Annotated in this window: 14 protein-coding genes; 2 read left to right on the forward strand and 12 right to left on the reverse strand. The window is 57.9% G+C overall.

Annotated features, from left to right (window positions below):
• Positions 1 to 11: 11 nt before the first annotated feature.
• The gene (locus tag CRO59_RS11080; protein ID WP_027612728.1) at positions 12 to 356 is read right to left on the reverse strand and encodes a hypothetical protein; all 345 of its coding nucleotides are present in this window, start codon (positions 354 to 356) and stop codon (positions 12 to 14) included.
• A 2-nt stretch (positions 357 to 358) separates the two neighbouring features.
• Between CRO59_RS11080 and CRO59_RS28535 the strand changes: the two genes are divergently transcribed.
• The gene (locus CRO59_RS28535) at positions 359 to 601 is read left to right on the forward strand and encodes a hypothetical protein (RefSeq protein ID WP_143503061.1); all 243 of its coding nucleotides are present in this window, start codon (positions 359 to 361) and stop codon (positions 599 to 601) included.
• 169 nt (positions 602 to 770) lie between these two features.
• On the opposite strand, the gene CRO59_RS11085 is transcribed toward CRO59_RS28535, so the two are convergent.
• From CRO59_RS11085 to CRO59_RS11100, 4 genes are read right to left on the reverse strand one after another with little or no spacing between them, the layout of a single operon-like run.
• Positions 771 to 1,745, reverse strand: coding sequence for a tetratricopeptide repeat protein (locus tag CRO59_RS11085; protein ID WP_027612729.1), 975 nt, complete (start codon positions 1,743 to 1,745; stop codon positions 771 to 773).
• Positions 1,746 to 1,753: 8 nt separating this feature from the next.
• Positions 1,754 to 5,044 (reverse strand): hypothetical protein, encoded by a 3,291-nt coding sequence (locus CRO59_RS11090; RefSeq protein ID WP_256578392.1) that lies wholly within the window; start codon positions 5,042 to 5,044, stop codon positions 1,754 to 1,756.
• Positions 5,045 to 5,077: 33 nt separating this feature from the next.
• Positions 5,078 to 5,941 carry a DUF4123 domain-containing protein gene (locus tag CRO59_RS11095; protein ID WP_097087380.1) on the reverse strand — a complete coding sequence of 288 codons (864 nt, stop codon included), beginning with the start codon at positions 5,939 to 5,941 and terminating at the stop codon, positions 5,078 to 5,080.
• Positions 5,932 to 7,986, reverse strand: coding sequence for a type VI secretion system tip protein VgrG (locus tag CRO59_RS11100; RefSeq protein ID WP_097087382.1), 2,055 nt, complete (start codon positions 7,984 to 7,986; stop codon positions 5,932 to 5,934). Before CRO59_RS11100 ends, CRO59_RS11095 begins: the two co-directional genes overlap by 10 nt.
• Before the next feature lie 374 nt (positions 7,987 to 8,360).
• Here CRO59_RS11100 and CRO59_RS11105 point away from each other — a divergent pair, with 374 nt between their 5' ends.
• On the forward strand, positions 8,361 to 9,662 hold the full coding sequence (locus tag CRO59_RS11105) for an OprD family porin (protein ID WP_097087384.1): 1,302 nt from the start codon (positions 8,361 to 8,363) through the stop codon (positions 9,660 to 9,662).
• A gap of 142 nt (positions 9,663 to 9,804) precedes the next feature.
• Here CRO59_RS11105 and CRO59_RS11110 read toward each other — a convergent pair whose 3' ends face one another.
• The 7 genes from CRO59_RS11110 to CRO59_RS11140 all read right to left on the reverse strand — a co-directional run bounded on the left by CRO59_RS11110 (position 9,805) and on the right by CRO59_RS11140 (position 17,575).
• Positions 9,805 to 10,410, reverse strand: coding sequence for a hypothetical protein (locus tag CRO59_RS11110; protein WP_371917816.1), 606 nt, complete (start codon positions 10,408 to 10,410; stop codon positions 9,805 to 9,807).
• Between the two features lie 58 nt (positions 10,411 to 10,468).
• Complete coding sequence (locus tag CRO59_RS11115) at positions 10,469 to 11,407, reverse strand: carbohydrate kinase (protein WP_097087388.1); 939 nt, start codon at positions 11,405 to 11,407, stop codon at positions 10,469 to 10,471.
• 13 nt (positions 11,408 to 11,420) lie between these two features.
• Positions 11,421 to 12,917 carry a xylulokinase gene (xylB, locus tag CRO59_RS11120; protein ID WP_097087390.1) on the reverse strand — a complete coding sequence of 499 codons (1,497 nt, stop codon included), beginning with the start codon at positions 12,915 to 12,917 and terminating at the stop codon, positions 11,421 to 11,423.
• Positions 12,918 to 13,048: 131 nt separating this feature from the next.
• Entirely contained in the window at positions 13,049 to 14,524 is a 1,476-nt protein-coding gene (locus CRO59_RS11125) for a mannitol dehydrogenase family protein (protein WP_097087393.1), read from the reverse strand.
• Between the two features lie 17 nt (positions 14,525 to 14,541).
• Positions 14,542 to 15,645 (reverse strand): ABC transporter ATP-binding protein, encoded by a 1,104-nt coding sequence (locus tag CRO59_RS11130; protein ID WP_097087395.1) that lies wholly within the window; start codon positions 15,643 to 15,645, stop codon positions 14,542 to 14,544.
• Positions 15,646 to 15,809: 164 nt separating this feature from the next.
• Positions 15,810 to 16,640, reverse strand: a complete 831-nt coding sequence (locus tag CRO59_RS11135; protein ID WP_003225143.1) for a carbohydrate ABC transporter permease — start codon at positions 16,638 to 16,640, stop codon at positions 15,810 to 15,812.
• Between the two features lie 8 nt (positions 16,641 to 16,648).
• Complete coding sequence (locus tag CRO59_RS11140; protein WP_097087490.1) at positions 16,649 to 17,575, reverse strand: carbohydrate ABC transporter permease; 927 nt, start codon at positions 17,573 to 17,575, stop codon at positions 16,649 to 16,651.
• Positions 17,576 to 17,620 lie beyond the last annotated feature (45 nt).

Genomic DNA, 17,620 nt, shown 5'->3' on the forward strand with positions numbered 1-17,620 from the left:
ACATCACAACATCACAACATCACAACATCCCAACGCATCATGTACGCCATCGCCACGTTCAACCCGGCAGCACCCAATGCATTAAGCGCTGACGCATATTCACTCGCTTCAGGATCCATCCACTCGACCTTACGACCTTTAGTCTTGTGAAGTTCCTTACGGTACAAGTTGATGATATCAACCACCGCCTCATAACCAATCTCAAACTTAAAGCTGCCGTTAGCACCAGGGCCCAGCACTACCGCAGCCTTCAGATTGAGAATAAAGCGGCCCTTATCCACAGAAATCTGCGCCGTTCCCTGGAATCCTGCGCCCAGCGCAACCCCCACAGACCCACTCAGCTTGGCAAGCGTCAACCATGGATTCGCTTTTTTTCGCGTCTTTATCGCTGCCGATACCCATCGTTGGTGCGGTGCGCAGTGCGACCAGCTCTTTAGGTGGTGCCCAGTTCAGTGCGCCGGTGAGTTCGATGGCGGCTTGCAAGCCTCCGAAAACATTGAAAGTCGCTTTCGATTTGGACATTGGCGGCACGCCCGGTCAGCACTTGGTCTGTGCTTTTGGTGCTGGCAACGGTGCCGGATTTGGACTTGTGTTGTCATGATTGTGTTTTAGTCATTTATTCTTTGGGCCGTAATATGTCGCTCTTCCGCCAGAAAGGTATGTCCGGCCATAGTGCGTAAATCGTTGAAAAAATTCGTCTAGTCTCGCGCCAAGCTCCTCAACATGTTTTTTTGTATCTAGCCCTAATCTGGTCGTGGAAGTGCTTTGAATTAGCGTCCAAGTTTGTCGGGGAAAAAGGAGAGCGGCGGGTGAGTAGCTTTCCACTGTTGTGCAAATATTTTTGCTTCTGCTATTTGATTTTGCGTCATTTTTGCAGCGATTTTAGGAAGCTTATCATTGACGTTCGCATCCATGCCGCCTCCGCCATCAAGCTCTTTCAATAAATAAATTAAGGCATAGCCTTTGATGATGTCATAAGGGAAGCCATAAGTATCGGGCTCATGGGCAAGGTCTGACCCATATCCATATACTGTAGTAGCGAAGCCAACTGAAGCGGCTTGTTCATTCCAATATCGAAAACTCTCCACGTCACCCTTCTCGAAAAGAATGGCAGCGTACTCCATCATTCCCTTGGGATTACCTCCCATAGCAGATGCCTTTGCCCAACTCTCCACAGCTTCCGATCGTTTCCAAGGCAACAAAAAGGATCCATTACCTTCCTTATATCGAATGGCAAGCAGCCATTGACCTTGAGCAAAACCAGACTCTGCGGATTTTTTTAACCAGTCCAACTGGCCAGTCGCCAAATACATGATATAAGCGGACTCAGCGTCACCCTTTTCAGCTCTAGATGTTGCTAACTCTTTTACTTTATCCATCCACTCTGCCGAAGTTTTTTGCCCGGGAGGGCAGTTTTTCATTGTCGTACAGAGATCATCGTCCGAGCGGGCGAGCCTAAGCATGGCGTAAAGATCACCTTGTGCACTTGCCGCCTCTAACCATTTTTTTGCCTCAGTCGTAATGTATTGGCTTCTTTGTCGGAGCTCTTCAGCCAAGTAGAATTGTGATTCAGCGTCACCTGCTTCTGCAGCAATCCGAAGTTCCGTTTCAGCAGGTTTATATTGATTAAAAAGCGTAATTCCTTTTTCTTTAGCAGTTGCCTGAGCGCTTGTGAGTGCCATAGCGGAATTAGATACGAACACCAGGAGCACAAAAAAGATTTGGGATATTGATTTGTATTGCATGTTTTTAATCATTTTACACTGTCGTCCGGTCCGGTATAGGTTGCTTTTCCACTTGGCAAATATGTTCTTCCATAGTGTGTAATCCGAGCGCAATAGCCGTCTAGTCGCTCGCCAAGAGTTTTAACATGCGCTTTGTATCTAGCTCTGGTGTCGTCACTTGTTCGATCTTGAAGTCGCATAACTGCTTCCGACATGAAATTATCCATGTGCAGGCGGTTCTCGCAATATTTCTGGTTTTGGTTCTTCTCTTTTGTCCCAAACCTGTTCATGCACATGCAGGCTTCTTCAAATTGGCTTTGTGCTTTTAAAATAGTTCCGTCTTTTTCGGCGCGCTTTATTATCCAACCAAGAGTGCGCTCAATTGCTTTTTGCTGAAGAAGGTGAGCTTGGTCATGACTATACTCAGTAGCGAGGCTGCTGTCGGAAAGTTTTAGTGGGATTTTGAACGCTTCCGCTGCACTGGTAAGTGTCATTAGCATCGGACCCAACGCTCCTGGCGTAGCTGCTATGAACCATTCTTCAAGCTCTGCTTGGTTTCGATATGTCATGATTGTATGAGCGACAGTACCGCCTCGACCACCTCCTGTTAACGCCTCATACAAAGACATCACCATATCAACGCCCTGCATATAAGACATCGCCACTTCCATACCGGCAGCGCCAAGGAAATTGAGCTTGTCGATATAATCCGATGCTTCATCCGTAACAAAAATCAGCGATTTATCCTGGTTCTTGTGAATCTCGCGGCGTAGGAGGTTAATCAGGTCAGTAACCCCGTCATAACCGACTTCGAACTGGAACTCGCCGCCGGCTCCCGCTCCGACAATGACAGATGCCTTGAACCGCATAATGAAGCGGCCTTCGTGCAAGGAAATGCCAATGTCTGCATTCGTGCCAAGCCCGTATGCGGCAGTAAAACCAGCAGTAAGTCTGGCAAGACTGGACCATTGACTGGCTTTGGTGCTGTTGACGCTGTTACCCATTCCGGGCGTTGGCGCGGTGCGCAAGGCTGCTATGTCTTTTGGTGGTGCCCAGTTCAGAGCGCCGGTCAGTAGGATCCCTGCCTGCACTCCAGCAAAAAGGTTGAATTGAGCTTTGGCGCCGTCCTCTACTCGAACTTTGGCGGCATTGCCTTCCAGCACCGGTTCGCTTCTCACGGTTCCAGCGGTTGAATTTGTCGTTTCAGGACGTTTTGCGTCGGTGATTTCCGGAAGATTTAGGCCGCCTTGTACGTTTGCACGTCCCAACTGCACGCTGGAGGAAAGGAGGAGAGTGGCACCTGTGTATCCCCAGGCTCTGGCGCCCAGGTGGATGGAGAACCGACCGAGATTCAGGTTTTTGCGATTTTTGTCGTAGTCGAGGTAAGGAATCAGGATGTCTTTGGCCTGATCTCTGCCCGGAAGATCCATTTTCATCAGTTCGACTTCGCCACGTGCGAGGTCAATGCCCAGGCTTGCTTCAGCCTTGGCGGAAGCTTTGAAGTTATCCGCGACACTGAATGTCGGGCCGTTTATCTTAGCGCCAGTGTGGATTGATGACTGCGGCGGTGTGAGGCAACGCACGAGTTGCGCTTGGGGGCTATTGTCGAACAGGCGCAACGAGCTTCTGACTTCTTCTTTGAAGAGCAACTGACGAAGACGAAGTCCCCAGTCCTTGCGGGCTCCTGCATCCTCAAAGGTTTCGACCTTGTAGTTTTTCGACTTCAGGTAAGAATGGAACAGCTCTACATCAAACCAGCCTTTCTCATCAAACCAGTCACTCTGCTGATCTTTGATGGCTAGTGCACCTTCCGCTCGCAGCCACTCATGGAAAGGATTGTCGTCAGTGTCCGATGTTGCTTTTCCGTTGCTGTTTCCCGGAAGTTTCTTCAAATCCTTGCTTGCTTTGGCGCCGATTTCACTCGCGTCCTTTTTCAGTACCTTTGTGATGCCCTCCAGATTGAGCAGACTCAGGTGTTTAACGGGACTGTTGGGACTATTGAAAAGTGCAACTTCGCGCAAAGGAAATTCTGCTTTGACCAAGCGCTCTTCCGGTTTTGGTTGAAACTGCTCGGGTTCCCACAGGAGGTGTCGTAATGGCAGGGCTGCAGCAACCGCTGCTTCAGCGTCTTCGCGGAGTTTAAGGCGATCTTGTTGGATGCGCTGCCACTCTGCTTGCTCCGCTTCCACGATTCCTGTGGGGGGCGCGACGTTTTGGCCGCTGGCGTCAATCCAGGCTTTATATTTCGTGCGGATCTGCTCGGTGAGCTTGATCTGTTGCTGCTCCATCTCGAGATATGCTTTGAACTTCTCGACACCTGCGCTGATGTCACCCGTCTCAGGAATGAGCGCAAACTCCGGTAGGGCCAATCCGTAGTCGGCAACTTTCAAAATCGCATCGATATAAGCAGCGAAGTCTTTTTCGACTTTTTTGCGCTCGTTAGCAACTTCCTTTAAATAACCACACATCCGGGCTTTGCCATCGATTACGCAGTTTGTGGCGTCCAGATAAGCCTTTTTGTTTTTCTGAAAGTCTGCCTCCTTCAGAGTCGTCAACTTGCCACTCTTCGTGAGCGCAGCGCGGGCTTTCAAGTAAGTCTGCACGCGATTTCTTGCTTCGATCGCCCCTGGGGAAAACAGGTTGCCGCTTTCGTAGGTGTAGCCAGCAATTTTTGCCTGTGCAACTGCAATCGCTTTCAGCTTCTTCCATTTGTTGTAGAGGCGCTGCAGTTTCTGGCCGTCAGAGTTGGCTTCAAGCAGGCTCGCTTGCTGTTGATTGGCAAGCTCCCGATTGCGAGCGTATTCGCTTTGGTCTGGCAGTTTGTCCAAAGCAGCGGAGTTTCGGGCCTCTCGGCTGACAGCCTTCAATCGCATAGCCATGGTGGGCTGCGCGATATCGGGTTCCTGAGCCTCGATTTCGAGCATTCGGCTTTTTTGCTCGCCTTGCAGGAAATTACTCAGTTTGGGCTCCAGAAAGTACTCTAGAAGCCCTGCGGTGTTCATACCTTTGAGTCGTTCTTCCGGAGACTTGCTGGCGCTGATGTGTTGCTCGAGTTCATTCATCGCCTCTTTGATCGAGCTGGCCGCTCGTTTAGGCAACAGGTAGAACATTTTTTCCTTGGTGGCGTAGATCACTTCGCCATATTCCGTCGAGCAAGGCGTCTTCACGTTGTCGAACGCGTTAGAGCAACTGTCAGGCGCTTCAGGCTGGGGATCAAGCTCCAAAGCTGGCTTGCTTTCTACCGGTACCGCTGAAGTCGATACGTTCGCACTTGGTCCGTTGAGATCTACCTTGGGTGCTTCTGAAATTTCAGTTTCCATTTCGCTTCCATTCATTCTTTACGGACGGGCTCATCAAGCAGCGCTGTTAGCGAGTTTCTGCAACTGCTGCACTTTGATGAACGACTCTTCCCTGGATTGCAGGATGGCCATTGCCTGTGGCTGCGTTTCGAGCAGCGGGCCGTTGGTGATTTGGCCCAGTTTCAGTAAATGACGCCCTTCGTAAATGTTGTGGGCAACCAGCACATTGAGGTTTTCCACGAGGTTGGGCAGTTGTTCGTCGGTAGGTTCACCGTAGGCAGAGTATTGCTCGTCTGCCCAGTAAACCCATCCCAGATGCGCCTGAACCTTTGGCGCTGCTGGTGGCAGGTTGAACGCTGAGACGTCGTCCAGCCATTCAAGTTCCGAAAGGGCTCGCCAACTGAGCCAGCGACCGCGATTGCGCCCGAAGTGGACCGGCGCCGGGCTGTATACGTGTTGCCAAGGGCCGAAGAGCTGATGCGAACTTTCACCGGCGGTGTAGGCCAGCGCGGCCCACAGACTTGGCTTGTGATAACTCAACAGACTTTGACCGCCGGAGCCATCGTTGGCACGCAGGAGCCAGCGGGCGTGTGCAAGTGCTTTGACTGGATCTGCTGTGGTGAGGGCGATGCCGGCAAAGTTCTCTTCGCAGAGACCTGCCGCTTCTGCAGCGAGGCGACTGCCCCACGGGGCGACCAGCCAGAGAGGGCCGTCTGCGGCGATTTCGGCGAAGTCGGTGTTGAGGAACAGGCCTTGGGTGTCGACGGGTTCGCCGACACGGTAGAGGCGGCTCATGGCTTCTGGCTGACGGACGCGATCAATGATGAAACACAGGCTCAGGTCGGAGCTTTCTGTTGGCAAACCCTCGAAGGGGTGGCGTGGCGCTTCGAGGAGGGCGCTCAGCGCTTTTACATGCATGTGCAATCCTTACGGCTGCAAGCGCCGTTGCTTTGTTTGCCGCACAACGGCGTGATACCGGACTCGTTGAGGCGTTTGGGCAGCGGGATGAGCACTTTGCCCGCCTTATCCGCATCCGCCACCTTCATCGGCCCTGGCAGCAACGGCGCGGCCGGCGTACCTACACCCGGTGCACCGCCGGTATTGACCTTCACCTCGGCACCGCTGATGGTCACGCCACCGGCGTCGACCTTGACGAAGCTGCCGCCGGCTTTGGCGGTCAGTTCCATTGCGCCTTCGACGACGACTTTCTGGCCGGCGTAGTAATGGATTTCGCTGCCGGCTTCGACGAATTGCGCTGTGCCTACTTTGAGGTGCTGGGTGACTGCGACGGTCAGGTGATCATCTGCGCGCATTTCACTGACACGATTCAAATGGGTGATGCGGTGCTCTTCGACTTTGAATTCGCTGTAGGTGTTGGCCTCAACCGTGTCATGCCGCTCATTGCCCACGCGGATCTTCTGGTCGTGCTCGATGTTCTCGTCCCAATCCCGCTGCGCATGGATGTAGATCTGCTCCACACCCTTTTTGTCTTCAATCCGAAACTCGTTGTAGCCCTTGCCGCCCGGGGAGCTGAGGGTTTTGAAGGTGCTGCGGGTCTTGTTTGCCGGCAGGTCGTAGGGGACGACGTTTTCCTTGTGGTACAGGCAGCCGGTGACGAGTGGCTGGTCGGGGTCGCCTTCGAGGAAGGTGACGAGGACTTCCATGCCGATGCGCGGGATGGCGATGCCGCCGTAGGCGGCGCCGGCCCAGCCGCTGGCGACGCGCAGCCAGCAGGTGGTTTTGTCGTCGGACTGGCCGTCGCGGTCCCAGTGGAACTGGACTTTGATGCGGCCGTACTGGTCGCAGTGGATCTCTTCGCCGGCCGGGCCGGTGACGATGGCGGTCTGGCTGCCGAGGACTTTGGGTTTCGGGTGTTCGAGGGCAGGGCGGTAGTGCGCATCCCACGGGGTGGCGAGGAAGCTGTTGCGGTAGCCCTGGTGGAAATCGCTTTTGTTGTCGGTGACGTCGCTGGTGACGTTTTCACCGAGCACTTGCGGTTGTTTGCCTTCGTGGAAGACTTCCAGCAGCAGCCACAAGTCGTTCCATTCAGCGCGCGGGTGTTCGGCCAAGGTCAGGAAGTGGCCGCTGGTCAGGGTCGGTTCGTCACCTTTGCCTTCGGCGAGTTTGTAGTCGCTGCGATGACGTTCGAGGGCGCGGGTCGAGAGGAATTTGCCGCGCTCGCGGGTGGTGAAACGACCGGGGTAATCGTAGTCCTCAAGATCCGGGGCGAACTCGGATTTGACCGCGCCTTCGGGCAGGATCTTCGGTTTTTCGAAGTCGTAGTCGCGGCGGCTGACGCGCGTGGTGCGGGTTTCCAGGCGCAGGTTGAAGCGCTTGATCACCGGTTTATCGGCGCTCATGCCGGAGTCTTGCTGGTAGCTCACGGCCTTGAGTTTGCGGAACACCGTCTGATCGTCGCCGAACACCAGTTTGTGCCCGCTGCTGCTGTGCTGGAAGTGGAAGTGAATGCCTTCCTCTTCGCACAGGCGCTGGATGAAATGCAGGTCGGACTCGTCGTACTGCACGCAGTAATCGCGCTGCGGGTACTCAGCGTTGAGCTGGAAGCTGTAGGCGTCGGCCAGAATGCCGCGATCTTCCAGCACCTGGGCGATGATCTTCGGCACCGTGAGGTTCTGGAAAATCTGCTGGTCATGGTTGTGCCGCAGATAGGCCAGCTGCGGCACCAGGCTGATGCTGTAACGGGTCAGGGTTTTGCCGGAATCGCCTTGTTCGATGCGATACACCAGGCCATGAATCTTGCCTTCGCCGGTGGCACCGAAGGTCAGGACGCCGGGCTTGTGCAGCAGCTCTTCGAGTTTGAGGTCGGGGCGGGCGCTGACCAGTTCGAGGTCGAAACGGAAAGGCTCGTTGAGGGCTTCGCGACCGGTGAAGCTGAGCACTTGCAGGTCGGCGGAGGCGCCTTCGAGGGTAAGGGTAATGTGGGTAGCGTTGGCGTCCAGCATGCCTTGAATTCCGTCCATTGAATAAGCAGGTGACGGATGATGGAGGATTAGACCGCCTCGTTCAAGGCGCAAATGCCGTAGGGAAGGGACCCGCAGGGTATAGGGAAAACCCCTATGCCGGCGTTGTCACCCAATGAAACCGGGGGCTTCGCAGTCGTGAGCCACTGGCCGGCACCTGGTTTGAGCCCATCGCGGGCCGAAGAATCGCCAGTCAGTTTCAGACTAAAGTCGCCTTCAATCCGTAAAAGCCATCTGCCATCATTGCGACTCACCCCTGCGTGTCCACTTCTTCCCGGCTGTTTTTGACCCGGGACGGAAGCTATTTTTCTGGCTGACTGCGCCCTGGCGCAAACGCTGTACTGTTGGAGTTTTTCATGCGTCCCCCATTCCCTCTCATCACCCCGCGCCAGTCGTTTGGCTTCGGAGCCGCTGTGCTGTGCGCCGGTTTTGCCGCGCAGGTTCAGGCCAGCGGTTTTCTCGAAGACACCACGGCGAAAATCGAATCGCGCACGGTGTATTTCAACCGCGATTTCCGTGATGGGCACACCTCAAGCGACCAGGGCGCTTCCAAGCGTGAAGAGTCGGCGCAAGGCTTTATTCTCAATCTGCAATCGGGTTACACCGAGGGCACGATCGGCTTCGGTATCGATGCGCTGGGCATGCTCGGTTTTCAGCTCGACTCCAGCCCTGATCGCAGCAACAGCGGCTTGTTGCCATCCAGCGGCGACAACCCGCGCGGCTCGAAGGGCCAGTACTCGAAAATGGGCCTGACCGCCAAGGTCAAGGTTTCGGACACGGTATTGAAGTACGGCGCGCTGCTGCCGGATCTGCCGTTGCTCAAGTACAACGACGGCCGCTTGCTGCCGACCATGTTCAACGGCGCCATGCTGACCTCCAGGGAAGTGAAGGATCTGACCTTCATGGCCGCGCGTCTGGACAAGTACACCGCGCGCGATTCCACCGACTCGCAAGACATCCGCGTGCACTGTAAGAACAAGCGCTACGCCTGCAACACCACCGCCGATCATTTCGACATGTACGGCATCGATTACAAGATCAACGATCGCCTGACCGCGCAGTATCACTACGCAGAACTGGAAGACATCTATCGCCAGCACTTTGTGGGTCTGTTGGCTAACCAGCCGCTGGGTGACGGTGTGCTGAAGGCCGATCTGCGTTTGCTGAAAAGCGCCGACAGCGGTGATGCCAAGGCCGGCTCCATCGACAACCGCGCCTTGAGCGGCATGCTCTCGTATGGCATCAGCGGCCACACCTTCAGTGCCGGCTGGCAGCGTATGAACGGCGACAACTCGATGCCGTACCTCGATGGCAGCAATCCGTATCTGGTCAACTACGTGCAGGTCAACGACTTCGCCGCGGCGCAGGAGCGCTCCTGGCAGCTGCGTTACGACTATGACTTCAAGGCCATCGGCATCAACGGCCTGAGCTTCCTGACCCGCTATGTCAACGGTGATCACATCAAAGTCCCGGGCAGCGATCAGGAAGGCAAAGAGTGGGAACGCGACAGCGAGCTGAAGTACGTGATCCAGACGGGCACGTTCAAGGATGTCAGCCTGCGCCTGCGCAATGCGACTTACCGCACCAACTATGAAAAGTTTGCCCGGGATGTGGATGAGACCCGGTTGATTGTGAGTTACAACTTTTCGGTGTTGTAACCCTGAGAACTATGGCGCCTGGATGACCGCTATCGCGAGCAGGCTCACTCCTACAAAGGGATTTAGGCAGACGGCGATAGCGTGTTCGCCATCGATCCCTTGTAGGAGTGAGCCTGCTCGCGATTGGGCCTGATAGTCATCCCTACAACCAATGCCAGAACCGGCTCCAGAAGCCGCGATTCAGATCCTCTTTGCACCCGGCATACTGCCGCGCATACACGTCGGAGCGCGCCTGCACCTTGCGCGCAGTCGGCATCAGCCAGGCCTTGCTGGCGTAGGTCTTGTTGCGAAAACCGCCCCAGCCTTCGTGGTAGTTCAGGTACTGGTTATAGGCGTCGTACTTGTACACGCCGTTGATCGAAGTGGTCTTGTCCATGTACCAGCCGACGAAGTCGATGGCGTCGTCGAAGTCTTCGCGGTCGGCGCCGTGTCGGCCGGTGCTTTTCTGGTAGTCGGACCAGACTTCATCCTTGGCCTGGGCATAGCCGGCGGCTGTCGACACCCGGCCCCACGGGATTACCCACAACAGGTATTTGCGCGGGGTCTTGGCATCGTAGCGATAGCCGGACTCCTGATACATGATCGCGAAGGGCACCTGGATCGGTACGCCCCAGCGCTTTTGCGTGACTTGCGCCGCATCGTACCAGTCGCTTTTCTCGCGGAAGATCTCGCAAATGTCTTCCGGCGAACGCGGCGGCGAGGTGCCGCAGCCGCTGAGTAATCCCGCCAGTATCAAAAGTCCCGCCATCCGCCCCGACATCAAACCGTCATCCCCATGCGCGCAAAAAGGCCGACAGTCTACGCGCTCAGCTCAACTGGTGACGATAGGGCAAATCCGGACCGGTCTTGCTGCACGTAAGGGCGGCCGCCTGTACGGCAAACCTGAGCATCGCGTCGATCTGCTCGCGGCTGAGTTGTTGAACCCCTTCGACCGAATCCAGTTCCTGCTCGGTCAACCAGGTAATCAGCGCCGCTTGAAAGGTATCGCCGGCGCCAACGGTATCGGCGATCTTCACCGAGCACGCTGGCACCGACCACGAACCGTGGGCGCGGCTGAATACGGTGGCGCCTTCGCCGCCACGGGTGAGGAACACCAACTGGCAGCGATGCTGCAGCCAGCCTTCGATCACGCGTTTTGGGTCCTGCTCGGGATACAACAGGCTGAGGTCTTCGTCGCTGACCTTGATCATGTCGGCCAGTTGCACCAGGGTCGCCACGCGCTCGCGCCACAGGTCGATGTTCGGTTCCGGGTTGAGGCGCACGTTGGGGTCGAGGGTGATCAGGCGCTTGCCGCTTTCGCGCTGCACCAGGGTCAGCAGGGTGTCGGCGATCGGTTGCACCACCAGCGAGAACGAGCCGATGTGCAGACCACGCACTTCAGGGCCGAGCTGGGGCAGGTGGGTGAGGCTTAATTGGCGATCAGCGCAGCCCTCGCCGCGAAAACTATAATGCGGCGAGCCATTGGCGCCGACCGCGACCATCGCCAGCGTGGTTGGCGCGGCGAAGTCGATCAGGTAGTCCGCACGCACGCCTTCATCCTGCAGCACTTGCTGCAAACGCCGGCCGAGATAGTCGGTAGACAGCCCGGCAAACAGCGCCGAATCCACGCCCAAACGGCGCAAGCCGACCGCGACGTTGAACGGCGAGCCGCCGGCAATCGCCTTGAAATTGACCTTCGACGCCAGACCGCTGGCATCGTCTTCGCTGAAGAAATCGAACAGGGCTTCGCCACACACCAAATACATAATTGTTTGCTCTTTATAGGGTTGCGACATGCTGTTGATAGCGTTCATAGGCCTGCTGGAACGCCGCAACATTGGCGGTGACCGGCAGGGTTTCACTGTGCAGATCGAGCTTCACGCAGCGCTGGCACAGATCGGCCAAAGTGTCTTCGTGGCCGTTCGACCATGACTTGCACCACGCCGCCTGAATCGCCGCGCCAAGGGCTGCGGCTTCGCTGTGTTCGGTGCAGATCACCGGGGTGTTCATGATGTCGGCGACGATCTGCCGCCACACCGCACTTTTCGAGCCGCCGCCGATCAGGCAAATGCTGCGGCTTTGTAAACCATTGTGGCGCAACAGATCCAGTCCATAACGCAAACCGAAGGTGGTGCCTTCGACCACGGCGCGACACAGGTTGGCCTGGGTCAGGTTGCTCAGGGTCAGGCCGTGCAGGCTGCCGGTGGCATGGGGCAGGGCGGGGACGCGCTCGCCGTTGAGGAATGGCAGCATGCTCACGCCTTCGGCCCCGATCGGCGCCTCGGCCACGAGCTGATTGAACTGCTGCAGATCGAGGTCGAACAGCTCGCGGATGGCACCGGTGGCGTTGGTCAGGTTCATGGTGCAGATCAGCGGCAGCCAGCCGCCACTGGACGAGCAGAACGTCGCAACCGAAGCGTCCGCGCTGACTTTTGGCGCCTCGGCGTAGGCGTACACCGTGCCGGAGGAGCCGAGGCTCATGGTGATCGCTCCCGGCTGAATGTTGCCGGTGCCGATGGCGCCCATCATGTTGTCGCCACCGCCGCTGGCGACCAGCGCATTCGGGTTGAGGCCGAGTTGTTCGGCAATCGTCGGCAGCAGGGTGCCGACCGCTTGATGGGCGTCGATCAGCTCCGGTAATGCCGCTTGCAGGCGACCCGTGGCGTCGATGTCGCGCAGTAGTTGCAAGTCCCACTGACGGCTGCGCACGTTGAAATAGCCGGTGCCGGAGGCGTCGCCGTATTCACTGCAGGCGCGGCCGGTGAGCCAGAAGTTCAGGTAGTCGTGGGGCAGAAGGATGCGCGCGATACGCGAGAACACCTCCGGGTGCTGTTCCTTGGTCCACAGCAGTTTCGACACGGTGTAGCCCGGCGCGATGACCACGCCGAGGCGTTCCAGCGAGCCTTTTTCGCCGCCGAGGTGTTTGAGCAGACGGTCGTTTTCGTCAGTGGTTTCGGTGTCGCACCACAGCTTGGCCGGGCGCAGCACCTGGCCCTGATCGTCGAGCAGCACCAGACCGTGTTGCTGGCCGGATACGCCGATGCCGAGGATCGCCTGACCGTCGACATCGGCCGCGAGCAAGGCGCGGCGGGTGGCGAGGGCGAAGGCGTCGAGCCACTGTTGGGTGTCCTGCTCGCGCCGGCCATTGGCGCCGCTGATCATCGTGTGCGTGGCGGCGCCTTCGCCGAGCACCTGACCGCTGGCGGCATCGAGGATGATCGCTTTGGTGCCCTGGGTGCCGCAGTCGATGCCGAGGAAGAGTTGTCGGGTGGTCACAGTGAGGTCCTCAGGGTGTCAGGTTTGCCAGGGTGAGGCTGCTATTCGCGAGCAAGCCCGCTCCCACAGGGGAACGCGTTTCAAAATGTGGGAGCGGGCTTGCTCGCGAAGGCGTCAGTAGAGTCACCGCATCACTCAGCCAGCACCCGCTCCAAAGTGCGCGTCACGCCCACCTCGCGCAAGCTGTTGCAGCACCACTCGAACGCCGCCACAAATGCCGCCGAACGCGGAATCGCCGTGCCGAAGATCTCCTCAACCGCCAACAACCGCTGAGTGATCAGCGCATCATCCGCCACCAGTCCCTGACAGAATTCCGCCCGTGGATCGGGAATCGAATAAGTGTCGCCATTTTCATCCACGCCCTTCAAATACAACGCCCAGGCCGCCACCACCAACGCTGCGCGCTTGGTTTCCTTACCATCGGCAATCAAGCGATTGATCGTCGGAATGGTGAACTTGGGAAACTTCGACGAGCCATCCGAGCACACCCGTTCCAGCTGATCGGCAATCGCCTGATTGGAAAAGCGCGCCACCAGCGTGTTCTTGTAGTCGGTCAGGTCGATGCCCGGCACCGGCGCCAGTTGCGGGGTGACGTCGAGGTCCATGTAGGCGCGCATGTAGCGTACGAACAGCGGGTCGTTCATGGTTTCGTGGACGAAACGATAGCCCTTCAAAAAGCCCAGATACGTCAGCGCCAGATGGCTGCCGTTGAGCAGTTTGATCTTCATTTCTTCGTAGGGCGAAACGTCATCGGTGAACTGCACGCCGACCTGTTCCCAGGCCGGGCGACCGTTGACGAATTTATCTTCCAGCACCCATTGTACAAACGGCTCGCAGACCACCGGCCAGGCATCGTCGACCGCGTGTTTGTCGGCCAGTTGCAGACGATGCGCGGTGCTGGTCATCGGCGTAATGCGGTCGACCATGGCGTTGGGGAAACTGACGTTCTGCTCGATCCAGTCGCGCAGCCCCGGGTCACGCAGGGTGGCGAAGGCCAGCAGTGCCTTGCGGGTCACTTCGCCGTTATGCGGCAGGTTATCGCAGGACATGATCGTGAACGCTGGCGTGCCCGCGCCACGGCGTTTTTCCAGCGCCGAGCAGAGGAAACCGAACACGGTTTTCGGCGTTTGCGGGTGTGCCAGATCGTGTTGAATCTGCGGCAGGTGCGCCATGAATTCGCCGTTGCTGTCGTCGATGCAGTAGCCGCCTTCGGTGATGGTCAGCGAGACAATGCGGATCTGCGGATCGGCAAGTTTGTCGATCAGCGCCTGCGCGCCATCCTCGGCCAGGAGCATGTCGCGGATCGCACCGATCACCCGCACTTCGGTGTCGTCGTTATCACCGAGTTCAAACAGGGTAAACAGGTAATCCTGCTCCTTGAGGTCGTCACGGGCGCGGCGGTCTTCCGCGCGCAGGCCGACGCCGCAAATCGCCCAGTCGAGGGCTTCGCCGGTGTTCATCAGCGCATCGGTGTAATACGCCTGATGGGCGCGGTGGAAGCCGCCGACGCCAATGTGCGCGATGCCCTGACGGGTGTCGCTGAGGTTGTAGGCCGGCAGTTGCACCTCGGGGGCGAGGCGATGCAGGTTTTGTTCATTCAGTTTCATCGGGCAGGTCTCGAAATTCAGGCCGCGGCGCGAAGCGGGCGGGTCAGCGCCACGCCATCGGCGTCGAACAGGTGGCAATGGCTGGCGTCCAGGTGCAGGTTCAGTTGCTCGCCGTAGCGGCTCGCCAAGTCGCCGCGCACGCGCATGGTCAGGGCTTCGCCCGCGTTGGTGGTGACGTGGCAGAAGGTGTCGCTGCCCAGGCGTTCGCTGACGTCGGCGGTGACTTGCAGGGTGCAGTCGCCCGGTTGTGCCAGCTCCAGATGTTCCGGGCGAATGCCCAGGGTCACGGCGCTGCCGACGCTCAGGTTGGCGGCGTTGAACGGCAGGGTGATGCGCGTGCCGGCGTCCAGCGAGACTTCGCAGCTCTGGCCGTCGACGCGGGCGATCTTGCCTTTGAGGAAACCCATTTTCGGCGTGCCGAGAAAACCGGCGACGAACAGGTTGGCCGGGTTGTGATAGAGGTCCAGCGGCGAGCCGACCTGCTCGATTTTGCCGCCGTTGAGCACCACCACTTTGTCGGCCATGGTCATGGCTTCGACCTGATCGTGGGTCACGTAGATCATCGTGGCTTGCAGGTCCTTGTGCAGACGCAGCAGCTCCAGACGCATCTGTACGCGCAGCGCGGCGTCGAGGTTGGACAGCGGTTCGTCGAACAGGAAAATTTTCGGATTGCGCACGATGGCGCGGCCGATGGCGACCCGTTGCCGTTGGCCGCCGGACAGCTGTTTCGGCTTGCGCTCGAGCATCGGACCGAGTTCGAGAATGCGCGCCGCTTCACCGACCTTTTTCTCGACTTCGGCTTTCGGTACACCGGCCAGATCGAGGGCGAACGACATGTTTTTCTTCACGGTCATGTGCGGGTACAGCGCGTAGGTCTGAAACACCATCGCCAGATCGCGCTTGGCCGGGCTGACTTCGGTGATGTCGCGGCCATCGAGTTCGATGGTGCCGCCGCTGACTTCTTCCAGGCCGGCGATCAGTCGGAGCAGGGTGGATTTGCCGCAACCGGACGGGCCGACGAAGACCACGAACTCCTTGTCATTCACCTCAAGGTCGATGCCCTTGATGATGGAGAAACCTTCGAAGCCTTTTTGCAGATTCTTGATTTTCAGGTTGGCCATTTTGATGGGCCTCCACTTAAGTTAATTCAATGGCGCCGGGCATGCTTTTGGTGGGAGCGGGCTTGCTCGCGAAGGGGCCGTGTCAGTCACCATCATTGTTGGATGACCCACCGCTTTCGCGAGCAAGCCCGCTCCCACAGGGGAAGGTGTTGGTTCTGGAATATTCATTTCACGGCACCGAATGACAGGCCGCGCACCAGTTGTTTCTGGCTGATCCAGCCGAAGATCAGGATCGGCGCGCAGGCCAAGGTCGAGACCGCTGACAACTTGGCCCAGAACAGGCCTTCGGGACTTGAGTACGAGGCGATCAGCGCCGTCAGTGGTGCGGCTTTCGACGAGGTCAGGTTCAGCGACCAGAACGCTTCGTTCCAGCACAGGATCAGCGACAGCAACACGGTCGAGGCGAGGCCACCCTTGGCGATCGGCAGCAGCACGCGGACCATTTCCTGCCACAGGGTGGCGCCGTCGAGGCGGGCGGCTTCGAGGATGTCTTTGGGGATGTCCTTGAAGTAGGTGTAAATCATCCAGACCACGATCGGCAGGTTGATCAGGGTGTAGATCACGATCAACGCGATGCGCGTGTCGAGCAGGCCGAAACTCTTGGCCAGCAGGTAGATCGGCATCAGCACGCCCACCGGCGGCAGCATCTTGGTCGAGAGCATCCACAGCAGCGTGCCCTTGGTGCGCTGGGTTTCGTAGAACGCCATCGAGTAGGCGGCGGGCACCGCGATCAGCAGGCACAGCGCCGTGGCACTGAAGGAAATCACCACCGAGTTCCAGGCAAAACTGAAGTAGTCGCTGCGCTCGTTGATGTGCAGGTAGTTCTCCAGCGTTGGCGTGAAGATGAACTGCGGCGGCGTGGCGAAGGCGTCGATTTCAGTCTTGAAACTGGTCATCACCATCCAGAAGATCGGGAAGAAAATCACGATCGCGATGGCCCAGGCCAGGGTGCCGAGCAGCAGGCTTTGCAGCCGGCGGGATTGTTGAAGAGTCATGGCGGGCCTCAGGCTTTGTCAGTCAGGTTTTTGCCGATCATCCGCACCAGAATGATCGCGGCGATGTTGGCGATGACCACGGCAATCAAGCCGCCCGCCGAGGCCATGCCGACGTCGAACTGCACCAGCGCCTGGTTGTAGATCAGGTAGGCGAGGTTGGTCGAGGCGTAGCCGGGGCCGCCGTTGGTGGTGGTGAAAATCTCGGCGAACACCGACAGCAGGAAGATCGTTTCGATCATCACCACCACCGCAATCGGCCGCGCCAGGTGTGGCAGGGTCAGGTGCCAGAAGATCGCCACCGGACCGGCACCATCGAGGCGCGCTGCTTCTTTCTGTTCCTGGTCGAGGGACTGCATGGCGGTCATCAGGATCAGGATCGCGAAGGGCAGCCATTGCCACGAAACAATGATGATGATCGACAGCAGCGGATAGTGCGCCAGCCAGTCCACCGGCTCGGCACCGAACAGCCGCCAGACGTAGGCGAGAATCCCCGACACTGGATGGAAAATCAGGTTCTTCCAGATCAGCGCACCGACGGTGGGCATGATGAAGAACGGCGAGATCAGCATCACCCGCACGATGCCGCGGCCGAGAAATTCGCTGGCCTCGAGCAACGCGCTGATCAGCACACCGAACACCACGCTGATCAACAGCACGCTGCCCACCAGCAACAGGGTGTTGGTGGCGCCGGGCAGGAACCCGGAGTCGGTCAGAAAGTAAGTGAAGTTCTCCAGCCCGACGAATTCGTTGACGCCCGGATCGAGCAGGTTGTAGCGAATCATCGAGAAGTAAATGGTCATGCCCAACGGCACGATCATCCACAGCAGCAACAGGGCCACCGAAGGGCTGACCAGAAACCAGCCGGGATTGGTCACGCGGCTTTTGCGCTGCGGCCGGGTCAGATCGATGTGGGCTTTGGCAGTTGAAGTATTCATGGTGATCACAACCGAGTCATACAGACCTATGGAGATCTAATGTAG

Origin of the sequence: Pseudomonas sp. LAMO17WK12:I5 (assembly GCF_900215165.1) — a bacterium.
Classification (GTDB): Bacteria; Pseudomonadota; Gammaproteobacteria; order Pseudomonadales; family Pseudomonadaceae; genus Aquipseudomonas; species Aquipseudomonas putida_A.